The sequence below is a fragment of the Variovorax sp. GW823-FHT04F07 genome, from assembly GCF_058795995.1.
In genome coordinates this window covers 79154-99264 of the sequence record NZ_JBXAIG010000006.1, presented here as the reverse complement: position 1 = coordinate 99264, position 20111 = coordinate 79154, and the positions used below count along the sequence as shown (strand labels likewise).

Sequence of the window (20111 nt, the reverse complement as noted above, 5' to 3'; positions counted from 1 at the left end):
CCTCGACGCCAGACTGTCCGGTGTTGGCAATCGAGGCCCCGGACAAACCCGCGATGCCACGCTCTTCCCCTTCTTCCAGCGCCAGCCCCGACGCGCCGGACGCGCAGCCTTCGCCCGTGCACAACAGCGACATGCGGCTGGCCGACGACGTGCAGCAGCGCCTGCTCGCGGTGGCGCACCGGCGCACGCTGGTGCGCGGCGAATCGCTGTTCCACAAGGGCTCGTCGCCCGACGCGCTGTTCGGCGTGGTCAGCGGCTCGTTGCGCGTGAGCGTGGTCGCGCCGGGCGGGCGCGAAGCGGTGATCGCGATGCTCGAGCCGGGCCACTGGTTCGGCGAGGTCTCGCTGCTGGTGGGGCGCGAGCGCGTCTACGACACCTGCGCCGTCGACACCACCGAGATGGCCGTGGTCGCGGCGGCCGACTTCCACCGGCTGGTGGCCGACCATCCCGACGTGCACATGGCCTTCACCCGGCTCGTGTGCCTGCGGCTGCGCCAGGCGCTGGCCTGGATCGACGACGTGATCCTGATGCCGCTGCCCGTGCGGCTGGCGCACCGGCTGCTCACGCTGGATGCGCGCGCGGTGGCGCCTGCGGAGGACGGCGGCGGCACGCTGCTGGGCGTGTCGCAGGAAGACCTGTCGTTCATGCTCGGCGTGTCGCGCCAGAGCGTGAACCGCCAGCTCAAGCTGTGGGAAGAAGACGGCACGCTGCGCGTGCGCTACCGCAGCATCGAGCTGCTCGACCGCGCGCAGCTGGAGCGGCACGCGGCCACGCCGCGCTGAACGCCGCCGGGGTTCAGTCCATCCGCGCGCCCGAGGCCTTCACCGCCTTGTCCCAGCGCGGCGTTTCCGTCGCGAGGAAGCGTGCGAAGTCCTCGCTGCCCAGGTAGGCCGGGTCCGCGCCCTGGCTCACCATGCGCTCGCGCACCTCGGGGCTGGTCAGCACCTGTCTGAACGCATCGCTGAGCTTGGCGACCACGTCCTTGGGCGTGTCCTTCGGCGCGAGGAAACCATAGAAGCCCACCACCTCGAAGCCCTTGACGCCGGACTCGATGACGGTCGGCACGTCGGGCAGCGCGGGGTTGCGCTCGCGGCTGGTCACGGCCAGCGCGCGCACCTTGCCCTGCTTGTGATAGTTGGCGGCCTGCGGAATCGATTCGGCCATGAACTGCACCTGCCCACCCATCAGGTCGGTGAAGGCCGGCGCGCTGCCGCGGTAGGGGATGTGCACCATGAAGAGGCCGGTCGCGGTCTTGAACATCTCGGGCACGAGGTGGCTGATGCCGCCGTTGCCCGCCGAGCCGTAGTTGACCTGGCCCGGCCGCGCCTTGGCGTAGTCGATGAATTGCTTGAGGTTCTGCACCGGCAGCTTGGGCGTGACCAAGAGCGCGAGCGGCTGCATCGCGGTGCGCGCGATCGGCACGAAGTCGCGCTGCGTGTTGTAGGGCAGCTTGCTGTAGAGCGCGCCGTTGATCACCGCCACGCCGGTGTTGGCCAGCACCAGCGTGTAGCCGTCGGCCGGGCTCTTGGCGACGAAGTCGGCACCGACCGAGCCGCCCGCGCCGGGCTTGTAGTCGACGATCAGCGGCTGGCCGAGCACGGCCTGCAGCTTGTCGGTCAGCAGCCGCGCGTGCTGGTCGAGCGGGCCGCCGGCCGGGAAGCCGATGACGACCTTGATCGGCTTGTCGGGGTAGGCGGCCAGGGCCGCCGTGGTGCCGAATGCGCCGAACGCGCCGAGGGCGAAAGAAAGGACCGCCGATGCGGTCCGGGTGGGCTTGCTCATGATCCGTCTCCTTTTTTGTGGAGACGATCATAAGCAGCGCGGTCAGCTCGCCAGCGTGGCCTTCAGCGTGATCTCGGGCACGCTCGCCAGCGCCTTCGACAGCGGGCAGCCGGCCTTGGCGGCGGCCGCGATTTCCTGGAACTTCGTCTCGTCGAGGTTCGGCACGGCCGCGTCCAGTTCGAGCTGGATGCGGTCGATCTTGAAACCGGCGCCGTCCTTGGCCAGCCGCACGGCGGCCTTGGTGTCGATGCGCGTCGCGGTCAGGCCCGCCGCCTCCAGCGCGAAGGCAAAGGCCATCGTCAGGCAGGCCGCATGGGCCGCGCCGACGATTTCCTCGGGGTTGGTGCCGCGCCGGTCGTCTTCGAAGCGGCTGGCGAAGCCGTAGGGGTAGTCTTTCAGGGCGCCGGTCTCGGTGCTGACCAAGCCCTTGCCGGTCTTGCCGGCGCCTTCCCAGTGAACGCTTGCGTGCTTGTCTGCTGCCATGGACATTCCTTCAGGTGGAGGGTGGATCGGAGGGAGAACCGCAGGTATCGCTCCGAAATCCGCGCCTGTCTGTAGTCGCAGAGCGCATCGCATCGGGGGCCGACGTCAGCCGCCGTGCACGCCCCAGGTGCTGCGCTTGAGCTGGCCCCGGACCTCGCCGCCCGGCCAGGCCTGCGTCGACACGCTCACATACCAGAGGCCCGCCATCAGGTCGGCCATCTGCGCGGGCGTCAACCGGTTCGTGCCGGTCCGCTCGTAGCCGGCGCCGGTGCCGTCGTTGCGCGGCTCCCCCTCGCTGGGCAGCGGCAGCTGGATCGCCAGCGGGCCGTTGCTGCCCGTGGCGGCGGGGCCGTAGAAGCCGACGACCGTTGCCGGCCCGCTCAGGCGCGCGGCATTCACGCGCCATTCGAACACCCCGGTGGCCAGCGTCAGGGTGCCGGCCGCCGAGCCGCCGGCCTTGCCCTTGTGCGGCGGGACCACGTCCTCGGTCCCGAGCCAGCAGTCGGCCACGAACCATGTCGGTGGTTCCTTGGACGGCTGCTCCGTCGCCGGGGCCGACATGCCGAACCGGGGGACCCGCGAGCAGCCCGCCGCGGCCAGGGCGGCCAGTGCGGCACCGAAGAGGGCGATGCGTCGGCGCAAGGTGGGGCGGGCGGGATCGGGCATGGCAGGCAGGCACAGGTGAAGCGGAGCCCGCACGATAGCCGATGCGCTGTGCCTACCCGACGTACGAAGAATGGGCGTCGCCAAGGTGACGCCCCGGGGGCTTCCCCGATGGGAGCGGCGGCCGGTGCGGCTTAGGCTGGCGCATTGCGCCTTTTCGCACCGCTTTCTTTCCCCTCTCCTTCCTCCTTCGCCTGTTCACAGACCATGCAACCACGCCCGCATTACAAGTTCTGGCCCAAGCGCCTCCCGCATTCGATCACCGTCCCCGCGACCTCGCTGTGGCACAACCTGGCCACCTCGGCGGCGCGCTACCCCGACAAGGCCGCGCTGGTCTTCTTCGGCCGCGTGCTGAGCTACCGCGACGTGGCCGACCAGGTCGAGCGGCTGGCCGGCACGCTGCATGCGCTGGGCGTGCAGCGCGGCGACCGCGTGGTGCTGAACATGCAGAACTGCCCGCAGCTGGTGATCGCGCATTTCGCCATCCTGCGCGCCAACGCCGTCGTGGTGCCGGTCAACCCGATGAACCGGGCCGAAGAACTCAAGCACTACATCGTCGACCCCGACGCCAAGGTGGCGATCACCACCGGCGACCTCGCGGCCGAGCTGGCCAAGGCCAGCGACGCACTGCCGCCCGAGCAGCGCCTGTCGCACCTCATCGTGAGCCAGTTCACCGACGCCTTCGATGCCGGCGTGACCGGCGACGACGCCCCCGCGCCGGCCTGGGCCGACTGGCTCGGCACGCGCCACCCGCTGCCCGCGCTGGCCGACGGCCAGGTCATGGCGTGGACCGACGCGCTCGCGGCCGGCCACCCGGCCCCCGCGCATGTGGTGGGCGCCAACGACATGGCGCTGCTGCCCTACACCAGCGGAACCACCGGCCTGCCCAAGGGCTGCGTGCACCACCATTCGAGCCTCATGCACAACGCGATGGCCGGCCAGCTCTGGGGCCAGGCGACGTCGGAGGCGGTGGTGCTGGCCGTGGTGCCGATGTTCCACATCACCGGCGTGGTGAGCATGATGCACACCTCGATCCTCGCGGCGGCCACGCTGGTCATCATGCCGCGCTGGGACCGCGACGTGGCGGGCCGGCTCATCTCGCGCTGGAAGGTCACGAGCTGGACCAACATCCCCACCATGGTCATCGACCTCATGGCCAGCCCCAACTTCGCGAGCTACGACCTCACGAGCATGACCCACATCGGTGGCGGCGGCGCCGCCATGCCGCAGGCCGTGGCGCAGCGCCTGCTCGAGCAGTACGGCCTGAAGTACCAGGAGGGCTACGGCCTCACCGAGACCGCCGCGCCCTCGCACACCAACCCCTCGGACCACCCCAAGCAGCAGTGCCTGGGCATTCCGTTCATGAGCACCGACGCGCGCGTGGTCGACCCCGACACGTTGCAGGAGATGCCCATCGGTGAATCGGGCGAGATCATCATCCACGGCCCCGAGGTGTTCCAGGGCTACTGGAAGCGCCCCGACGCCACCAAGTCCGCCTTCGTCGAGTTCGAGGGCAAGCGCTTCTTCCGCTCGGGCGACATGGGCCGCATGGACGAGGAGGGCTACTTCTTCATCACCGACCGCCTCAAACGCATGATCAACGCGAGCGGCTTCAAGGTGTGGCCGGCCGAGGTCGAGCTGCTGATGTTCCGCCACCCCGCGATCCAGGAGGCCTGCGTCATCTCGACCAAGGACGACTACCGCGGCGAATCGGTCAAGGCCGTGGTGGTGCTGCGCGCCACACACAAGGACACGACCGAGCAGCAGATCATCGACTGGTGCCGCGAGAACATGGCGGTCTACAAGATTCCGCGCAAGGTGGAGTTCGTCGATGCGCTGCCGAAGAGTGGGAGTGGGAAGGTGATGTGGCGCCTGCTGCAGGAGAAGGAAGGCACGGCGGCCTGATCGTTGCTGTGGGCTACAGCTGGCGCGCGTAGCGCCCCGGCGCTTGGCCCACATGGCGGCTGAAGGCCGTGCTGAAGGTGCTGGCCGAGCTGTAGCCGACGCGCGCGGCCACCTCCGCTGGCGCACAGCCGCCGCGGCGCAGCAGGTCCTTGGCGAGCGCCATGCGCCACGCCAGCAGGTATTCCATCGGCGGCACGCCCACGGCGCGCGAGAAGCGCTCGAAGAAGGCCGAGCGCGAGAGCGCGGCCTTGCCGGCGAGTTCTTCCACCGTCCATGAGCGCGCGGGGTCCGCGTGCATGTGCCGCACGGCGGCGGCCAGCCGGCTGTCCGCCAGCGCGCGCAGCAGCCCCGGCGGCGCGCCTTCGCCGGGCGCCGAGCGCAGCGCCTCGATCAGCAGCACCTCGACCAGCCGCCCGAGCACGAGGTCGCGCCCCGGCCGCTGCGCCAAGGACTCTTCGCGCACGAGCTGCACCAGCAGCGACAGCCGCGCGACGCCGCGCATGTGCAGCACCGAAGGCAGCAGCGACACCATCAGGGCCGCGTCGGGCGAATCGAAGGCGAAGTAGCCGCCGAGCATGCGCACGTCGGGCGGGCCGTTCCGGTCGCCGTGGCGGACCTCGCCGTGTGCGTCCTCGCGCGCCGCCTGTTCATGCGGGTCGAGGAACACCGGCGGTGCCGGCGTGAGTCCCGACAGCGTGAAGCCGGGCGTGGCCGGCATCAGCAGGAAGTCGCCGGCGGCCAGCGCCAGCGGCGGCTGGCCGTCGACCGCCAGGATGCACTCGCCCTCGAGCATGGTGCAGAAGCTGGGCTGGCCGAAGGCCGTGTAGCGCACGGCCCAGGCGCCGGCGCCCGCGATCACCTTGGAATACACGGCGCGCGGGCGAAGCAGCGCGATGACCTCGGCCAGGGGATCGGCCATGGCTGGACTCCTGCAAAAGAAATGGCGACGTTCGATGGTAGCAAGTCCGGTCGGTCGTCCCTATCGTTGGGGCTCTTCATCACCCACTTCCAAGGAATCCCATTGAAAACCGCATTCATCACCGGCTGCTCCTCCGGCTACGGCCTGGCCACCGTCCGCCACTTCCACGCCCAGGGCTGGCGCGTCGTCGCCACCATGCGCACGCCGCGCGACGATCTCTTTCCCGACGCGCCGAACCTGCGCGTGCTGCCGCTCGACGTGACGCGGCCCGACAGCATCGCCGCCGCCATCGAGAACGCGGGCCCGATCGACGTGCTCGTGAACAACGCCGGCGTCGGTCTCTTCGGCGCCTTCGAGGCCACGCCCATGGCCACCGTGCGCGAGGTGTTCGAGACCAACACCTTCGGCATGATGGCCATGGCGCAGGCCGTGCTGCCGCAGTTCCGGGCGCGGCGCTCGGGGCTGCTGGTCAACGTCACCTCGTCCGTCACGCTCGCGCCGATGCCGCTGGTGGCCGCGTACACCGCGAGCAAGACCGCCATCGAGGGCTTCACCGCTTCGCTCGCGTTCGAGCTGGCGGCGTTCGACGTGCGCGTGAAGCTGGTCGAGCCGGGTTACGGGCCCGGCACGCGGTTCACCGAGAACGGGGCGCAGCGCATGCAAGGCCTGATCCCGCCGGACTACGCACCGCTGGCGCAGGGCGTCTTCGCGGCGCTGGGCAACCCCACGGCCGTGACCACGGCGGCCGACGTGGCCGAGGCCGTCTGGCGCGCCGCGAACGACGTGGCGGCGACGTTGCGCTATCCGGCGGGCGCGGACGCGGTGGCGCTCGCGGCGGCCCGGCCGGCCTGAGCCGCGCTGTCTGCAGTGTGGACAGGACGGGCAGGGCGGCACTGCGGCCTTTTTGCTTAAAATGAGAATAATTCTTATTTGTAGGCGGTGCCCCCGCCGCCGTGCCGCCCGCCATGTCCGCTGCCGAAGCCGCCTTCCAGCAAGTCCACACCCTCTACAGCGACCACCACGGCTGGCTGCAGTCGTGGTTGCGCAAGAAGCTCGGCAATTCGTGCGACGCGGCCGACCTCGCGCAGGACACCTTCGCGCGGCTGCTGACGGCGCGCAACCCGGAGGTCATCGCGCAGCCGCGCGCCTACCTCACGAGCGTGGCCAAGAACATCCTCGTGAACTGGTACCAGCGCCAGGCGCTGGAGCGGGCCTACCTCGAGGCGCTGGCCGTGATGCCTGAGCCAGAGGCGCCGTCGCCCGAGCAGCGGCTGGTGATCCTGCAGACGCTGCACGAGATCGACGCCATGCTCGACGCCCTCAAGCCGCTCGCGCGCCGGGCCTTCCTGCTGTCGCAGCTGGACGGCATGAAGTACGAAGACATCGCGCGCGAGCTGGGCGTGTCGCTGGTCACGGTCAAGCGCTACATGCAGCAGGGCTTTCGGGGCTGCCTGGCGGTGATGGCATGAGCGCCGCGCCGGGCCGCCCCAAGCAAGCTCGCGCCGAAGTGCGAAGCACGAAGGCATTCTGATGAGCGCGATGAATTTCGAAACGTCAGCACTTGCGCCTCGCGTGCTCGACGAAGCCGCCGAATGGCTGATGCGGCTGCACGACAGCGCCGTCACCGACGAAGACCGCCATGCCTGCGAGCGCTGGCGGCAGAGCCACCCCGACCACGCCCGCGCCTGGGCGCGCGCCGAGCAGCTGATGAACAAGCTTGGCGGCCTGCCGCCGGCACTCGCCATGTCTTCGCTCGCGCGGCCCGCACGCGGCAACGCGAACAACCGCCGCGCCACGCTCGGCCGCTTGGCCGCGCTGCTCGCGGCCGTACCCGCCGGCTGGCTCGGCTGGCAGGTGGTCGAGATGGCGGGCGAACGCGGCTGGATGGCCGGGCACCGCACCGCCACCGGCGAGCGCCGCGAACTGCGGCTGGTCGACGGCAGCCGCCTCACGCTCAACACCGCCAGCGCGATCGATGTGCACTTCGACGGCACGCAGCGCCGCGTGGTGCTGCAGGCGGGCGAGATCTTCATCGCCACCGCGCCCGACCCCGCCGCCGCGCACCGCCCCTTCCGCGTGGCCAGCGCCGGCGGCACGCTGGAGGCGCTGGGCACGCGCTTCAGCGTGCGCAAGGAGACGGGCGGCGCCACCCACATCGCCGTGCTCGAAGGCGCGGTGCGCATCACGCCCGAGCGTGCCGCCGCGCGCGTGCTGCCGGCGGGGCAGCAGGCCCGCTTCACGGCCGACGGCATCGACGACTTCCGCCCGGCGGACGCCTCGGTGCTGGCGTGGACCCAAGGCATGCTGCTCGCCGACGGCATGCGGCTGGCCGACTTCGCCGCCGAGCTGTCGCGCTACCGCCCCGGCCTGCTGCAGTGCGACGCGGCGGTGGCCGAGCTGCGTGTCTCGGGCGCCTTTCCGCTGGCCGACACCGACGGCGTGCTGCGCATGTTGGTGTCGACCTACCCGGTCGATGCGGCCACGCGCCTGCGCGGCTACTGGGTCACGCTGGTGCCGCGTGCGGCAACCGAAGAGCGCGCGACGGGCGCTTCGAAAAATATATCGATCCGGGGGTGAGACTTTTTTTCGTTTCGGCTGGCAAGGAGGGTGAAGAACCCACCGTTGCCCAACCGAAAGGCCCGTCTCCATGTCTGCATCCCGCCCGTCCGCCTTGCGCCCGTTCGCAGAGCGCCGCCTGAACACCGTCCTTCGCCATGCCTTGATGGCGCTTGCCCTCGGCGGCCTGGCCGGCGCGGGAGGGCCGGCCTTCGCACAAGCGTTGTCGTCCTCGCTCGACGCCGCCGCGTCCCGCGCCTACGACATTCCCGCCGGCCCGCTGGGCCGCACGCTCGCCGCCTTCGCGGCCGGCAACGGCATCGCGCTGTCGTTCGACCCCGCGCTGACGCAGGGGCGCAGCAGCCCCGCGGTGGCGGGCCGCTACACCGCGCGCGAAGCCATCGAGCGCCTGCTCGCGGGCAGCGGCCTGCAGGTGGTGGCGCGCACCGACGGCAGCTACACGCTGAACCGCCGCGAGGCCGGCACGCCCGCCGCAGGGGCCGGCGGCGTCGACACGCTCTCTCCCGTCACCGTCACGGCCGAGGCCGACCGCAGCGGCACCACCGAAGGCACCGGCGCCTACACCACGCGCGCCACGGCGGCGGCCACGGGGCTGGCGCTGTCGCCGCGCGAGACGCCGCAGTCGGTCACCGTCATCACGCGCCAGCAGATCGACGACCAGAACCTGCTGTCGCTCGGCCAGGCCATGCAGAGCGTGCCCGGCGTGTTCTCGGTGAGCTCCGACAGCGACCGCACCGACCTGTACGCGCGCGGCTTCTACATCGACAACTACCAGTACGACGGCGTGCCGACCACGGTCACCACCGACTTCTTCGGCGCCTCCACCAACGACCCGGTGCTGTACGACCGCATCGAGGTCGTGCGCGGCTCGACGGGGCTGCTCACCGGCGCGGGCAACCCCTCGGCCTCGGTGAACCTGGTGCGCAAGCACGCCGACAGCAAGGTGTTCGCCGGCAACGCATCGCTCGCGCTGGGTTCGTGGAACCTGCGCCGCGGCACGGTCGACCTGCAGACGCCGGTGACGAAAGACGGCCGCGTGCGCGCCCGCCTCATCGGCATGACGGAAGACCGCGACTCCTTCATCGACATGTACCACGGCCGCAAGCACGTGCTGTACGGCGTGGTCGATGCCGACCTCACGCCCAGCACCACGCTGAGCGTGGGCATCGAGTCGCAGGCCACGCGGCCCACCTCGTCGACCTGGGGCGGCCTGCCGCTGACCTTCAGCGATGGCACAGCCACGCGCTGGGACCGCTCCAAGACCGTCGGCACACCGTGGACCCACTGGGACACGACCACCACCACCGCCTTCGCGAACCTCACGCACCAGTTCGACAACGGCTGGAAGCTCAAGGCCAACGGCTCGCACCGGCAGAGCAAGCAGAACGCCAAGCTGCTGTACCTGTACGGCGACCTCGACCGCCTCACCGGCACCGGCCTGGGTTCGCTGCCCGGCTACTTCGAGCATCAGTTCCGCCAGAACAGCCTCGACCTGCAGGCCACCGGCCCCTTCACGCTGCTGGGGCGCACGCACGAACTCGTGGTGGGCGTCAGCAACAGCCAGTCGCGCTACGTGGAGGCGAGCCATCCGCGCACCAGCCCGCTGCCCGACACTGGCAACTTCTACGACTGGAACGCCGCGTCGTACCCCGAGCCGGGCTGGGACCCGCTGAAGGTCTCGGCCATCACCAAGACGCGCCAGACCGGCTACTACGGCGCCGCGCGCCTGTCGCTGGCGGATTCGCTCAAGCTCATCGTGGGCGGGCGCCAGAACAGCTGGCGCTCCACGCGCCTGACCGCCGACGCCCCGGCCACGCGCAAGCACGAGGTGTTCACGCCCTACGCGGGCCTGGTGTACGACCTGAGCGAGAACTACTCGGTGTACGCGAGCTACACCGACATCTTCCAGCCGCAGAACTACCGCGACGCCAGCGGCGCGTACCTCGACCCGGTGACCGGCAAGAGCTACGAGATCGGCCTCAAGGGCGAGCACCTGAACGGCAAGCTCAACACTTCCATCGCCGTCTTCCGCGCCGAGCAGGAGAACGTGGCGCAGCGCGACGGCACGAAGCTCGTGCCCAACTCGAGCGAAGGCGCCTACTACGGCGCACGCGGCGTGACCAGCAAGGGCATCGAGCTGCAGGTGTCGGGCGAACTGGCCCCGGGCTGGCAGCTGAACGCGGGCATTGCGCGCACGCTGGGCCGCGAAGGCAACGGCAACCGCATCAACACCGCCATGCCGACCACGCAGGCCACGCTGTTCACCACCTACCGGCTGCCCGGCGCGTGGCACCGGCTCACTTTGGGCGGCGGCGTCAACTGGCAGAACCGCACCTCCTACGCGTACAGCGTGGGCGATGTCGACCTGCGCTACCAGCAGGGCTCGCGCGCGGTCGTGAGCCTGATGGCGCGCTACGCCTTCACGCCCAAGCTGGCGCTGCAGCTGAACATCGAGAACCTGTTCGACAAGAAGTACTACAGCAACATCGACGGGCAGGCCTACTTCGGCACGCCGCGCAACGCGGTGGCGACGCTGAGCTACGCGTTCTGACCGGGAAAGAGCGGGGGCATGACCCTTTTTTCGTTCTCGTTTGTCATGTAGGGGAGGGGCGCATGTCCGCGCCCCGTTTTCCGGTCCCCGATGAACACCCGCACCTCCTCTTTTTCTCCCGCCCTGCGGCTGCTGTCCCGCGTCGCGGCCGCCGTGCTTGGCGGCTACGCGCTGGCCTCGGCCGCCGCCGTCTTCCTGGCCGCCGTGCTGCCGGCCGGCCCCGCCGAGGCCGCGCTCGGGGGCATGCAGTTCAGCTTCGCGGTCTACACCGTCGCCGTGATCTGGGCCTTTGCGCCCGTGTCGCTGCCGCGCGCCTGGGCCGGCCTGCTGCTGCCCGCCGTGGTGCTGGCCGGGCTCGGCCTGGCATTGCGCGGCGCGGGAGGCGGCGCATGAGCACGAAGAAAACCAAGGCGCCGTCGCAGGGCGGCTTCCGCCAGGCCCAGGCCTGGCTGCACACCTGGTGCGGCCTGTGGTTCTCGTGGCTGCTGTTCGCGGTGTTCCTCACCGGCACGCTGGCCGTGTTCGACGAGCCCATCACCCACTGGATGACCCCGGAGCACCACGCCGAGGAAGCCGCCGCTGCAGCCAAGAAGGAGAAGGGCGAGCCCACGGCCGACCGCGCGCAGCGCCTGGCCTGGGGCATGGCCTACATGGCCGAGCACCACGCGGGCGCCTCGATGTGGGAGCTGTGGCCTTCGGACGCGCAGGGCGGCGGCGAGCTGCGGGTGTTCTGGTTCGACGCCAACCGCCAGTACGCGGGCGTCGCGCTCGACCCCGCCACCGGCAAGCCGTTGAAGGAAGACGGCGGCCACGCGGCGCGCGCCACGCTCGGCGGCCATCACTTCGTCGATTTCCACTACGAGCTGCACGCCGGCACTGTCGGCCTGTGGATCGTCGGCATCGCCGCGATGGCGATGCTGGTGGCGCTGGTGTCGGGCGTCATCACGCACAAGCGCATCTTCAAGGACTTCTTCACCTTCCGTCCCAAGAAAGGCCAGCGCAGCTGGCTCGACGCGCACAACGCCGTGGCGGTGCTGACGCTGCCCTTCCAGTTCATGATCGCCTACACCGGCCTCGTGATCTCGGGCACCAGCTTCATGCCGGCCCCCAAGGTCTTGCACTACGGCACCGGCCCGCAGGCGCAGGTGCGCTTCGTGTCCGAGCTGGGCGACAGCGACAAGCCCGCCGCCACCGGCCGCGCGATGCCCGTGCCCGTGCTCGAACCCTTCGCGGCGCGCGGCCAGGAACGCATGGGCCAGCCGGTGCGCGCGGTCGTCATCGACCACCCGGGCGACGCGGGGGCGCGCATCGGCGTGTACGGATGGAACGGCGACGACGAATCCGCGCGCCGGCTCAGCGCCACCACCGGCATGGTGCAGTTCTCGGCCGCCACCGGCGAGGTGCAGCGCGTGCGCCTGCCGGGCGCCGCGGACGGAGGGGCCGCCATGCTCGCGCAGTCGGCCATGGGCGGGCTGCACATGGTCACCTTCGGCGGCTGGCCGATGAAGTGGCTCTACTTCCTGTGCGGGCTCGCGGGCACCGCGATGATGGGTTCGGGCGCCGTGCTGTTCATCGTGAAGCGCCGCCAGAAGCACCTGGGCGAGTTCGGTGGCGCGACCGCGCGGGTCTACCGGCTGGTCGAGGCGCTGAACGTCGCGGCCATCGCCGGGCTGGCGATCGCCTGCGTGGGCTACCTGTGGGCCAACCGGCTGGTGCCGGTCGGCATCGGGCAGCGCGCGGACCGCGAACTGCAGGTCTTCTTCGCGCTGTGGGCGCTGGCGCTGGTGCATGCCTTCGTGCGCCCGCCGGCGCGCGCGTGGCGCGAGCAGCTCGGTGCGCTGGCTGCGCTGTGTCTGCTGTTGCCGGTGCTCAACTTCGTGACCACGGGCGATCACTTGCTGGCGCAGTTCCTGCGCAGCGATTGGGAAAGCCTCGGGGTCGAACTGGGTGTCGTGGCCTTCGGGTTTGCGGCGCTGGGCGCGCTGCGCCATCTGCTGCGAAAGGCGGCGCGATGACGACGGCATGGGCTTCGTGGCTTGGCCTTGCGCTGGCGTATGCGGGCATGGCGTGCCTGAGCTTTGCCATGGACCGGCACCACGAGCAGCTGACGCGCGGACGCGAAGTGCCCGCGCGCCGGCGCACGGGCTTGCGCGCGATCGGCATGGTGCTGCTGGCCGCGGCCGTCGTGCCCTGCGTGATGGCGTGGGGCCCCACGGTCGGGACGGTCGCGTGGCTGGGCTTCCTGTCGGCGGGTGCGTTGCCGGTGGCGCTGCTGTTGCCGTACCGCCCACGCGCCGTGGCGTGGGGCGCCGGTGCTGCCGCCGTGGCCGGTGGAGCGGGGCTGGCGCCGGTGCTGGCGGCGCTGCTGCGCTGAGGTCAGTCCACCTTGATGGCCGCGGCCTTGACCACCTGCTGCGCCTTCGCGGTCTCGTCGGCAATGAACTTGTTGAACTGCGCGGAGGGCATGGTGAAAGGTTCGGCGCCGAGTTTCTCCAGCCGTTCCTTCAGCTCGGGCGCGACCATGATCTTCGCGACCTCGGCCTGCAGCCGGTCCACCACGGGCTGCGGCGTTTTGGCGGGCGCGAACAGGCCGACCCAGAACAGGTAGGCCGAGCCCGGCACGCCGGCCTCCACGGTGGTGGGCGCATCGGGCAGGGCGGACGAGCGGCCGGCGGTGCCCACGGCCAGTGCCTTGAGCTTGCCGCTCTTGATCAGCGGCAGCGCCGACACCATCGGCGCGAAGAACCAGTCGACGCGCCCGGCCATCACCTCGGTCATGGCTTCGGGCGTGCCGCGAAAGGGCACATGCTGCGCATCGATGCCGGCCGCGAGGCGGAACACCTCGGCGTTCATGTGCGTGGCCGAGCCGTTGCCCGCGGAGCCGTAGTTCAGCCCGCCGGGCTTGGCCTTCGCCTTGGCCACGAGGTCTTTCACGTCGGTGAAGTGCGACGGCGAGGTCACCAGCACGTTGGGCAGGCTGGCCATCGGCGTCACGCCCGTGAAGTCCTTCAGCGTGTCGTACGACAGGCCCTTGTAGATCCACGGGTTCACGAGATGGCCGGCCGAATGCACCAGCAGCGTGTAGCCGTCGGCCGGCGCCTTGGCGGCGATGGCCGCGCCCAGCGTGCCGCCCGCGCCGGGGCGGTTGTCCACGATCACGCTGGTGCCCAGCGCGGGCCCGAGCTTTTCGGCGACCAGGCGCGCGACGATGTCGGTGCCGCTGCCTGCCGTGAAGGGCACGACCAGCTTGATCGGCTGCGTGCCCGGCCACGCGCCTTGTGCATGGGCGCCGCCGAGCGTGCAGGCCGCGAGTGCCGCGGCGATCGTGAGTGCCTGTCGGCGGCTCCAGGGGAATGTCTTCTTCATGCGTCTTGTCTCCGTTGATTGGTTGGTGTGAGCGATGAATGACTGGGAAAGGAGCGCGTCAGGCGGGCGGTGCGTTCGCCATCACCAGCGCCACCAGCACCGGGCGGTTGCTGCGGTTCTCGAGCTGGCGCTTCTCGCCGGGCGCGAAGCGGCAGCTGTCGTAGGGCTGGAGCACGTCTTCCTGGTGCGCGCCGTCGAGTTCGCCGACGACGTGCAGCTCGCCCTCGAGCACGAGGTAGAGCTTTTCCATCGGCGAGCCGTCCAGCCCGGTGCGGCCGCCGGGCAGGATCTGGCTCATGCCCATCCACATCTGCGCCGAGGGGCCGGCCTCCTTGCCCTGCAGGCGCAGGCAGCGCATGTCGAAGTGGTTGGGCGCCTCGTAGTGCGGCGCCTCGCTGAAACGGGTCACATGCATGGTGGGTGTCCTCGGGGTTCAGGGGCGCAGCACGACACGGTCGGTGCTGCCCGACAGCACCAGCCGGTAGGCGTCGATCGCTTCGTCGAGCGCGAAGTGGCGTGCCACGGGAAAGGGCTTCAGCGTGCCGCGCTCGAAGCCTTCGCGCATCGCGTCGAGTTGCGCGGTGGAGGCCACGCAGTCCATCGCCAGCGAGTCGATGCCCACGTAGGTGTGCATGCCGCGGTAGAACGCGAAGATGTCGAAGGGCACCGCGCGGTCGTGCGTGGCGATGAAGATCTGCGTGGCCCCCTTGGCCATCGCCTTGTTGGCGGCCTCGAAGTAGGCGCTGCCCACGGTGTTGTAGACGATGTGCGCGCCGCGTCCGTCGGTGAGCTCGCGCACCTGCGCGCCCACGTCGGCGTGGTGGCGCGCATCGACCACGTCGACCGGCGCGCTCGCGACCCCCGCGAAGGGCCCGGGGCCGCGCTGCACCGCGATCACGCGCGCGCCGGCCTGCGCGGCCAGCTGCACCGCCGCCTGCCCGACCTTGCCGTTGGCGCCCAGCACCAGCACCGTCTGGCCCGCCTGCGGCATGCCGCTGCGCCGGAAGCCCTCGTAGGCCGTGACGAAGGGCACGCCCACCGCGCCGGCCTCGTCCATCGAGATGCCCTTCGGCTTGGCGCGCAGCGCTGCTTCGGGCAGCACGAGGTAGCGCGCATGCGAGCCGTCGCGCGTGATGCCGACATCGCCGCCCGAGCCGTAGACCTCGCGGCCGACCCATTCCGAAGGGCCGTTCACCACGGTGCCCGCGAAGTCGCGGCCCGGCGTGCGCGGCCAGGTGGCCTGCGGCATGAGGCCCAGCGCGGCCTTCACGTCGCTCGGGTTCACGGCGGCGGCGGCCACGCGCACCACGGCATGGCCGGGCGGCGCCACGGGCTCGGGCTGCGGCGCGGCCTCCAGGCGCAGCGCCTCGAGGTTGGCGGCCTTGCCGTTCACGCGCAGGGCGCGGGGTTCTTGAAGTTCGTGGGTGACGGCGCTCATCGTGCGGCTCCCTGAACGGCGCGGGTGTCGGCCAGCCCCAGCATCGCGCGGGCCTCGCGCGGGTTGGCGACCTCGCCGCCCAGGCTGCGCAGGATGTCGCGCGCCTTCGCCACGAGCTGCGCGTTGCTTTCGGCCAGCACGCCTTTCTCGAGGTAGATGTTGTCTTCCATGCCCACGCGCACGTGGCCGCCCAGCAGCCACGACTGCGCGACGATCGGGAACTCCGTGCGGCCGATGCCGAAGGCGCTCCAGAAGGCGCCGCGCGGCAGCAGGTTGCGCGCATAGAGCAGCGTCTCGGGCGTGGGCGCGAAGCCGTACTTCACGCCGAGCACGAAGGTCCACATGGCGGGCCCGTCGAGCGTGCCGTCGGCGATGAGGTCCAGCGCCAGGTGGATGTCGCCCGAGTCGAAGATCTCCAGCTCGGGCTTCACGCCGGCCTCGCGCATCACCTTCGCCATGCGGCGCACGTTCTTCGGCGTGTTGATCACCACGTCAGGGCCGGAGTTCATGGTGTTGAGGTCGAGCGAGCACACGTCGGGCCGGATCAGCGCGATGTGCTCCACGCGCTTTTCGGGCGGCAGCAGCGTGGTGCCGGGCGCGGCGATCTTCGGGTCGTCCTCGCTCGGAATGAAGCGCCCGCCCGGCCCGGTCGTGAGGTTCACGATCAACTCGCGGTTCTCGCGGCGGATGCGATCGACCACCTCGCGGTACAGATCGACCTCCATCGAGGGCTTGCCCGTTTCGGGGTGGCGCACGTGGATGTGCACCTGCGCCGCGCCAGCTTCGGCGGCGGCCAGGCATTCGTCGGCGATCTGCACCGGCGTGATCGGCAGGTGCGGCGTCTGCTCGGGCTTCACGAGGTTGCCCGTGACGGCGCAGGTGATGAGCGTCTTCGCGTTGTTCACAGGTGGCGCCCTCCGTCGACCACGATGCGTGTGCCGGTGACGAAGCGCAGCGTGGTGGCCAGCGCCTCCACGGTGGCCGCCACGTCGTCGGGCTTTCCGATGCGTCCCAGCGGCGTGGTGCTGGCCATCTTGTCGGCGAACTCGGCGCCGCGCCCGGGCACGAAGCCCGACTCGACCGCGCCCGGCGACACCGACACCACGCGCACCGCCGGCGCCAGCGCTTTGGCCAGCGCGTCGCCCACCACGTCGAGCCCGGCCTTGGCCGCGACGTACGCGAGGTTGCTGCCCACGCCCGTGAAGCCGGCGATGGACGAGATGTTGACCACCAGCCCGTCGCCGGTGGCCTTGAGCATCGGCGCGAAGGCGCGGATGGTGGCGAACACGCCGCGGAAGTTGGCGCGCAGCAGGTCGTCGATGAGGTCGTCGGTCAGCGCGTCGAGGTCGCCGGCCGGCACGGGCTGCGTGTGGCCCGCGCTGTTGACCAGGATGTCGCATCGCCCGTGCGCGGCCTTCACCTCGGCGGCGGCGGCTTGCAGGCTCGGCGTGTCGACGATGTCGGCGCGGATCGCGCCGTGGCGCTGGCCGCTGTCCGAGGGCAGGGCGGCGGCGCGCGCGGCGGCGTTGTTGTCGTCGCCACCGCGGTGCAGCAGCACGCAGGTGGCGCCCAGCGCGGCCAGCCGCGTGGCCGTGGCATAGCCGATGGCGCCGAGGCCGCCGGTGATGACGGCGATCTTGCCGTGGAGTCGGGATTGGGGGTCGAAGCTCATGGGATGAAGCGAAGTTGGGGAATCAGGGGATCGGTGGGCGGGGGAACTTCATCTCGCCGGGCTCGAGCTGAAAGTCGTACTGCAGCGTGGCGCGCTGTCCATCAGGCGCGAGCGCGAAGCGGCCGATGAGCTGGCGCGTCACGCCGAAGGTCGGGTCGCTCTCCAGGTTCTCGTCGTCGTCGGCGAACACCTGCGTGACCAGCACCTTGTGGCCCGGCTTGCTCAGCATGAAGTGCAGGTGCGCGGGCCGGTTGGGGTGGCGTTGCTGCGCGCGCAGCAGCACGCCGCAGGGCCCGTCGGTGGGCACCGGGTAGCCGGCGGGGCGCACGCTGCGGAAATGAAAGCGGCCTTGCGCGTCGGTGGTGAAGCGCCCGCGCAGGTTCATGTCGTCCTGCTCCGGGTCCTGGTTCTCGTAGAGCCCGACCGGCGAGGCCTGCCACACGTCGACCGTGACATCGGCCATCGGCTGCCCGCCCACATCGCGCACCGTGCCGGTCACCTCCAGCGGCGTGCCGGGCGTGCCCGAGCGCGCGATGCTTTCGCCCGCCGCGCAGGCCGGCGAGTTGGCGCGCCAGAAGGGGCCCAGCAGCGCGGCCGGCGATTCGCCGTGCGGGTCCTGGTTGTTCTGCAGCGCCACCACGGTGGACACGCCCAGGATGTCGGCCGCCAGCACCACCTCGTTCTTGGTCTCGCCCGTGGCGTGGCCGATGGCGACGATGAATTCGAGCGCCTGCTCGAACTCTTCCTCGGTCAGCTTCACCTCCTGGACGAAGGCGTGCAGGTGGCGCGTGAGCGCGTCCATCACGGTGCGCAGGCGCGGGTCGGGGGTGCGTTGCATGGCGTCGAGCGCAAAGCCGAGCACCGAATCGGGGGAGGTGGCGATGTTCATCTGCAATCCTTGCAATCGTTTGCATAATCTTAAGGCAGATTCCCCAAAAGTAAAATGGCGGGTATCCGGGATGCCAGAATGGGAATTCGCCAACCGTGGCGCTTCGGATGACCAACAATCGTTTGCACCAATGAGCACCCATCCCTCTTCCAGCCCAGTCACCATCCGCGACGTCGCCCGTGCCGCCGGGGTGCATGTGTCGACCGTGTCGCGCGCGCTCAGCCCCGAGAAGCGCTCGCTGATCAGCGACGAGGTGCTGCGCGTGGTCGAGGAGGCCGCGCAGCGCCTGGGCTACCGGCCCAACCGCGCGGCCTCGGCGCTGCGCACGGGCCGCACCCACACCATCGGCGTGCTGGTGCCCGACATCACGAACGCGGTGTTCCCGCCGATCCTGCAGGGCATCGAGGCCAGCGCGGCCGCGCGCGGCTACTTCGTGTTCGTCACCAACGTGGTCGATCCGGCGCTCGCGCGGCCGGTGCTCGAGCGCATGCTGGCGCAGCGCGTGGACGGCGTGATCCTGGCCACCGCCACGCGCGACGACCCGCTGGTCGACTTCGTCGCCAAGGCCGGCATGACCGCGGTGCTGGTCAACCGCGCCGACGAGACCGGCCGCCTGCCCGCCGTGGTGAGCGACGACCGGCTGGCGATGAAGCTCGCGGTCGATCACCTCGTGGGCCTGGGCCACAAGCGCATCGCGCACCTGGCGGGGCCGCAGACCATCCCCACCGGCGTGGGCCGTTTGCTGGGCGTGGAGCAGGCGCTGCGCGACCACCGCATGAAGCCGGCGCGCATCGTCGAGTGCGCCAGCTACAGCCGCGAGGCGGGCGCGGCCGCGATGAAGCAGATGCTCGCGGCCGGCGCCGCGCCGCAGGCCGTGGTGTGTTGCAACGACCTCGTGGCGCTGGGCGCCTACGACGCGCTGCGCGAGGCCGGCCTGCGCGTGCCGAAAGACATCTCCATCACCGGCCACAACGACATGCCGCTGGTCGACATGGTCGATCCGCCGCTCACCACCATCCGCCTGCCGCACCGCGAACTCGGCTGGCGCGCGGCCGAGATGCTGTTCGAGGAGATCGACGGGCAGGCGCTGTCGGCCTCCACCGTGGTGCTGCGCCCGGAGCTGGTGGTGCGCAAGTCGACGGCCGCGCCGGCCGCGCGCTGAGCGAAGACGAAAACAAATGCATCCGAAGGGCGGTGCGCACACTTCGCGCCGAGAATCGTCGGCCATTCCCGGCCCCGTGTTCCGCTTCCTTTTCGCATGCGCTTTCGTCCCGTCTTCCTGCTTCTTTCCCTCGGTCTTTTCCTCCCGCTGCTGACCCACGCCGCGTCGCCCCGCACCTGCCTCGTCGTGGGCGTGAGCGACGGCGACACGCTCACCGCGCGCTGCGGCCGCAGCGGTGCCTATGAACAGGTCAAGGTGCGCATCGCCGCCATCGACGCGCCCGAGAAGGCGCAGCCCTACGGCCAGCGCAGCCGCCAGGCGCTGAGTCGCCTGTGCTACGCCGAGAAGGCCGTCATCACCGAGCGCGACACCGACCGCTACGGCCGCACCGTGGCCGACGTGCGCTGCAACGGCGAAGACGCCGGCCGCCGCCTGGTGGCCGAGGGCTGGGCCTGGGTGTACGACTACCACGGCATCGCGAAGAAGCGCGGTGGCGACCTGTTCCGCCTCGAGGCCGCGGCGCGCGCGCAGCACATCGGCCTGTGGGCCGACACCGCGCCGACGCCGCCCTGGGACTGGCGGCGCGAACGGCGGGAGCAGCCGCGCAACAACAACAGCAACCACGGCGGTAGCTCGCAGCCTTGGGGCGACGTGCGCTTCGAACCCCTGTCATGACGGCTTCATGGGCGCGCGGGAGCATCGCG

21 protein-coding genes are annotated in these 20111 nt (G+C 70.8%); 11 read left to right on the top strand and 10 right to left on the bottom strand.

The window, feature by feature from the left end; translation table 11 throughout:
- Positions 1 to 53 precede the first annotated feature (53 nt).
- Positions 54 to 782, top strand: coding sequence for a Crp/Fnr family transcriptional regulator (locus tag AC1RAA_RS24640; RefSeq protein ID WP_492727949.1), 729 nt, complete (start codon positions 54 to 56; stop codon positions 780 to 782).
- Between the two features lie 13 nt (positions 783 to 795).
- Here the strand turns inward: AC1RAA_RS24640 and AC1RAA_RS24635 are convergent, their stop codons facing one another.
- The 3 genes from AC1RAA_RS24635 to AC1RAA_RS24625 all read right to left on the bottom strand — a co-directional run bounded on the left by AC1RAA_RS24635 (position 796) and on the right by AC1RAA_RS24625 (position 2931).
- A complete protein-coding gene (locus tag AC1RAA_RS24635) occupies positions 796 to 1782 on the bottom strand; it encodes a Bug family tripartite tricarboxylate transporter substrate binding protein (protein WP_062475921.1) in 987 nt (328 codons plus the stop codon).
- Positions 1783 to 1824: 42 nt separating this feature from the next.
- Positions 1825 to 2265 carry an OsmC family protein gene (locus AC1RAA_RS24630; protein ID WP_492727947.1) on the bottom strand — a complete coding sequence of 147 codons (441 nt, stop codon included), beginning with the start codon at positions 2263 to 2265 and terminating at the stop codon, positions 1825 to 1827.
- A gap of 105 nt (positions 2266 to 2370) precedes the next feature.
- Positions 2371 to 2931 (bottom strand): CHRD domain-containing protein, encoded by a 561-nt coding sequence (locus tag AC1RAA_RS24625; RefSeq protein ID WP_390342445.1) that lies wholly within the window; start codon positions 2929 to 2931, stop codon positions 2371 to 2373.
- A gap of 204 nt (positions 2932 to 3135) precedes the next feature.
- Between AC1RAA_RS24625 and AC1RAA_RS24620 the strand changes: the two genes are divergently transcribed.
- On the top strand, positions 3136 to 4833 hold the full coding sequence (locus tag AC1RAA_RS24620) for a long-chain fatty acid--CoA ligase (protein WP_095746224.1): 1698 nt from the start codon (positions 3136 to 3138) through the stop codon (positions 4831 to 4833).
- 13 nt (positions 4834 to 4846) lie between these two features.
- Here the strand turns inward: AC1RAA_RS24620 and AC1RAA_RS24615 are convergent, their stop codons facing one another.
- Complete coding sequence (locus tag AC1RAA_RS24615) at positions 4847 to 5752, bottom strand: AraC family transcriptional regulator (RefSeq protein WP_492727944.1); 906 nt, start codon at positions 5750 to 5752, stop codon at positions 4847 to 4849.
- Between the two features lie 102 nt (positions 5753 to 5854).
- On the opposite strand from AC1RAA_RS24615, the gene AC1RAA_RS24610 reads away from it, so the two are divergent.
- The 7 genes from AC1RAA_RS24610 to AC1RAA_RS24580 all read left to right on the top strand — a co-directional run bounded on the left by AC1RAA_RS24610 (position 5855) and on the right by AC1RAA_RS24580 (position 13254).
- Complete coding sequence (locus AC1RAA_RS24610; RefSeq protein WP_492727942.1) at positions 5855 to 6604, top strand: SDR family oxidoreductase; 750 nt, start codon at positions 5855 to 5857, stop codon at positions 6602 to 6604.
- A 113-nt stretch (positions 6605 to 6717) separates the two neighbouring features.
- A complete protein-coding gene (locus tag AC1RAA_RS24605) occupies positions 6718 to 7221 on the top strand; it encodes a sigma-70 family RNA polymerase sigma factor (RefSeq protein WP_153282851.1) in 504 nt (167 codons plus the stop codon).
- Between the two features lie 61 nt (positions 7222 to 7282).
- The gene (locus AC1RAA_RS24600) at positions 7283 to 8329 is read left to right on the top strand and encodes a FecR domain-containing protein (protein WP_492727941.1); all 1047 of its coding nucleotides are present in this window, start codon (positions 7283 to 7285) and stop codon (positions 8327 to 8329) included.
- Between the two features lie 70 nt (positions 8330 to 8399).
- Positions 8400 to 10880 (top strand): ferric-rhodotorulic acid/ferric-coprogen receptor FhuE, encoded by a 2481-nt coding sequence (gene fhuE, locus AC1RAA_RS24595; RefSeq protein ID WP_492727939.1) that lies wholly within the window; start codon positions 8400 to 8402, stop codon positions 10878 to 10880.
- Between the two features lie 90 nt (positions 10881 to 10970).
- Complete coding sequence (locus AC1RAA_RS24590) at positions 10971 to 11273, top strand: DUF3649 domain-containing protein (RefSeq protein ID WP_139705706.1); 303 nt, start codon at positions 10971 to 10973, stop codon at positions 11271 to 11273.
- Positions 11270 to 12895 carry a PepSY-associated TM helix domain-containing protein gene (locus tag AC1RAA_RS24585; RefSeq protein ID WP_492727937.1) on the top strand — a complete coding sequence of 542 codons (1626 nt, stop codon included), beginning with the start codon at positions 11270 to 11272 and terminating at the stop codon, positions 12893 to 12895. The genes AC1RAA_RS24590 and AC1RAA_RS24585 overlap by 4 nt, the downstream gene beginning before the upstream one ends.
- Complete coding sequence (locus tag AC1RAA_RS24580; protein ID WP_492727935.1) at positions 12892 to 13254, top strand: DUF3325 domain-containing protein; 363 nt, start codon at positions 12892 to 12894, stop codon at positions 13252 to 13254. The genes AC1RAA_RS24585 and AC1RAA_RS24580 overlap by 4 nt, the downstream gene beginning before the upstream one ends.
- A 2-nt stretch (positions 13255 to 13256) precedes the next feature.
- On the opposite strand, the gene AC1RAA_RS24575 is transcribed toward AC1RAA_RS24580, so the two are convergent.
- The 6 genes from AC1RAA_RS24575 to AC1RAA_RS24550 are packed head-to-tail and all read right to left on the bottom strand — an operon-like array spanning position 13257 to position 18245.
- Entirely contained in the window at positions 13257 to 14246 is a 990-nt protein-coding gene (locus AC1RAA_RS24575; RefSeq protein WP_492727933.1) for a Bug family tripartite tricarboxylate transporter substrate binding protein, read from the bottom strand.
- Positions 14247 to 14304: 58 nt separating this feature from the next.
- Positions 14305 to 14661, bottom strand: coding sequence for a cupin domain-containing protein (locus tag AC1RAA_RS24570; protein WP_492727931.1), 357 nt, complete (start codon positions 14659 to 14661; stop codon positions 14305 to 14307).
- A gap of 18 nt (positions 14662 to 14679) precedes the next feature.
- A complete protein-coding gene (locus tag AC1RAA_RS24565; protein WP_492727929.1) occupies positions 14680 to 15684 on the bottom strand; it encodes a quinone oxidoreductase family protein in 1005 nt (334 codons plus the stop codon).
- Complete coding sequence (locus AC1RAA_RS24560; RefSeq protein ID WP_062482144.1) at positions 15681 to 16589, bottom strand: beta-keto acid cleavage family enzyme; 909 nt, start codon at positions 16587 to 16589, stop codon at positions 15681 to 15683. Before AC1RAA_RS24560 ends, AC1RAA_RS24565 begins: the two co-directional genes overlap by 4 nt.
- Positions 16586 to 17356 carry an SDR family NAD(P)-dependent oxidoreductase gene (locus tag AC1RAA_RS24555; protein ID WP_492727927.1) on the bottom strand — a complete coding sequence of 257 codons (771 nt, stop codon included), beginning with the start codon at positions 17354 to 17356 and terminating at the stop codon, positions 16586 to 16588. The genes AC1RAA_RS24560 and AC1RAA_RS24555 overlap by 4 nt, the downstream gene beginning before the upstream one ends.
- A gap of 22 nt (positions 17357 to 17378) precedes the next feature.
- Positions 17379 to 18245: a dioxygenase family protein gene (locus AC1RAA_RS24550; RefSeq protein WP_070062525.1), complete on the bottom strand. Its 867-nt coding sequence runs from the start codon at positions 18243 to 18245 to the stop codon at positions 17379 to 17381.
- Between the two features lie 130 nt (positions 18246 to 18375).
- On the opposite strand from AC1RAA_RS24550, the gene AC1RAA_RS24545 reads away from it, so the two are divergent.
- Together AC1RAA_RS24545 and AC1RAA_RS24540 are read left to right on the top strand one after the other, a co-directional pair.
- A complete protein-coding gene (locus AC1RAA_RS24545; protein WP_492727924.1) occupies positions 18376 to 19407 on the top strand; it encodes a LacI family DNA-binding transcriptional regulator in 1032 nt (343 codons plus the stop codon).
- 96 nt (positions 19408 to 19503) lie between these two features.
- Complete coding sequence (locus AC1RAA_RS24540; RefSeq protein ID WP_082818193.1) at positions 19504 to 20082, top strand: thermonuclease family protein; 579 nt, start codon at positions 19504 to 19506, stop codon at positions 20080 to 20082.
- Positions 20083 to 20111 lie beyond the last annotated feature (29 nt).

Excerpts from the sequence above, each read along its gene's own strand:
- AC1RAA_RS24555 (WP_492727927.1), bottom strand. The coding sequence starts at position 17,356 with ATGAGCTTCGACCCCCAATCCCGACTCCACGGCAAGATCGCCGTCATC.
- AC1RAA_RS24640 (WP_492727949.1), top strand. The coding sequence starts at position 54 with ATGCCACGCTCTTCCCCTTCTTCCAGCGCCAGCCCCGACGCGCCGGAC.
- AC1RAA_RS24580 (WP_492727935.1), top strand. The coding sequence starts at position 12,892 with ATGACGACGGCATGGGCTTCGTGGCTTGGCCTTGCGCTGGCGTATGCG.
- AC1RAA_RS24565 (WP_492727929.1), bottom strand. The coding sequence starts at position 15,684 with ATGAGCGCCGTCACCCACGAACTTCAAGAACCCCGCGCCCTGCGCGTG.
- AC1RAA_RS24635 (WP_062475921.1), bottom strand. The coding sequence starts at position 1,782 with ATGAGCAAGCCCACCCGGACCGCATCGGCGGTCCTTTCTTTCGCCCTC.
- AC1RAA_RS24540 (WP_082818193.1), top strand. The coding sequence starts at position 19,504 with ATGCGCTTTCGTCCCGTCTTCCTGCTTCTTTCCCTCGGTCTTTTCCTC.
- AC1RAA_RS24585 (WP_492727937.1), top strand. The coding sequence starts at position 11,270 with ATGAGCACGAAGAAAACCAAGGCGCCGTCGCAGGGCGGCTTCCGCCAG.
- AC1RAA_RS24570 (WP_492727931.1), bottom strand. The coding sequence starts at position 14,661 with ATGCATGTGACCCGTTTCAGCGAGGCGCCGCACTACGAGGCGCCCAAC.
- AC1RAA_RS24545 (WP_492727924.1), top strand. The coding sequence starts at position 18,376 with ATGAGCACCCATCCCTCTTCCAGCCCAGTCACCATCCGCGACGTCGCC.
- AC1RAA_RS24590 (WP_139705706.1), top strand. The coding sequence starts at position 10,971 with ATGAACACCCGCACCTCCTCTTTTTCTCCCGCCCTGCGGCTGCTGTCC.
- AC1RAA_RS24550 (WP_070062525.1), bottom strand. The coding sequence starts at position 18,245 with ATGAACATCGCCACCTCCCCCGATTCGGTGCTCGGCTTTGCGCTCGAC.
- AC1RAA_RS24620 (WP_095746224.1), top strand. The coding sequence starts at position 3,136 with ATGCAACCACGCCCGCATTACAAGTTCTGGCCCAAGCGCCTCCCGCAT.
- AC1RAA_RS24630 (WP_492727947.1), bottom strand. The coding sequence starts at position 2,265 with ATGGCAGCAGACAAGCACGCAAGCGTTCACTGGGAAGGCGCCGGCAAG.
- AC1RAA_RS24625 (WP_390342445.1), bottom strand. The coding sequence starts at position 2,931 with ATGCCCGATCCCGCCCGCCCCACCTTGCGCCGACGCATCGCCCTCTTC.
- AC1RAA_RS24605 (WP_153282851.1), top strand. The coding sequence starts at position 6,718 with ATGTCCGCTGCCGAAGCCGCCTTCCAGCAAGTCCACACCCTCTACAGC.
- AC1RAA_RS24615 (WP_492727944.1), bottom strand. The coding sequence starts at position 5,752 with ATGGCCGATCCCCTGGCCGAGGTCATCGCGCTGCTTCGCCCGCGCGCC.
- AC1RAA_RS24575 (WP_492727933.1), bottom strand. The coding sequence starts at position 14,246 with ATGAAGAAGACATTCCCCTGGAGCCGCCGACAGGCACTCACGATCGCC.
- AC1RAA_RS24600 (WP_492727941.1), top strand. The coding sequence starts at position 7,283 with ATGAGCGCGATGAATTTCGAAACGTCAGCACTTGCGCCTCGCGTGCTC.
- fhuE (WP_492727939.1), top strand. The coding sequence starts at position 8,400 with ATGTCTGCATCCCGCCCGTCCGCCTTGCGCCCGTTCGCAGAGCGCCGC.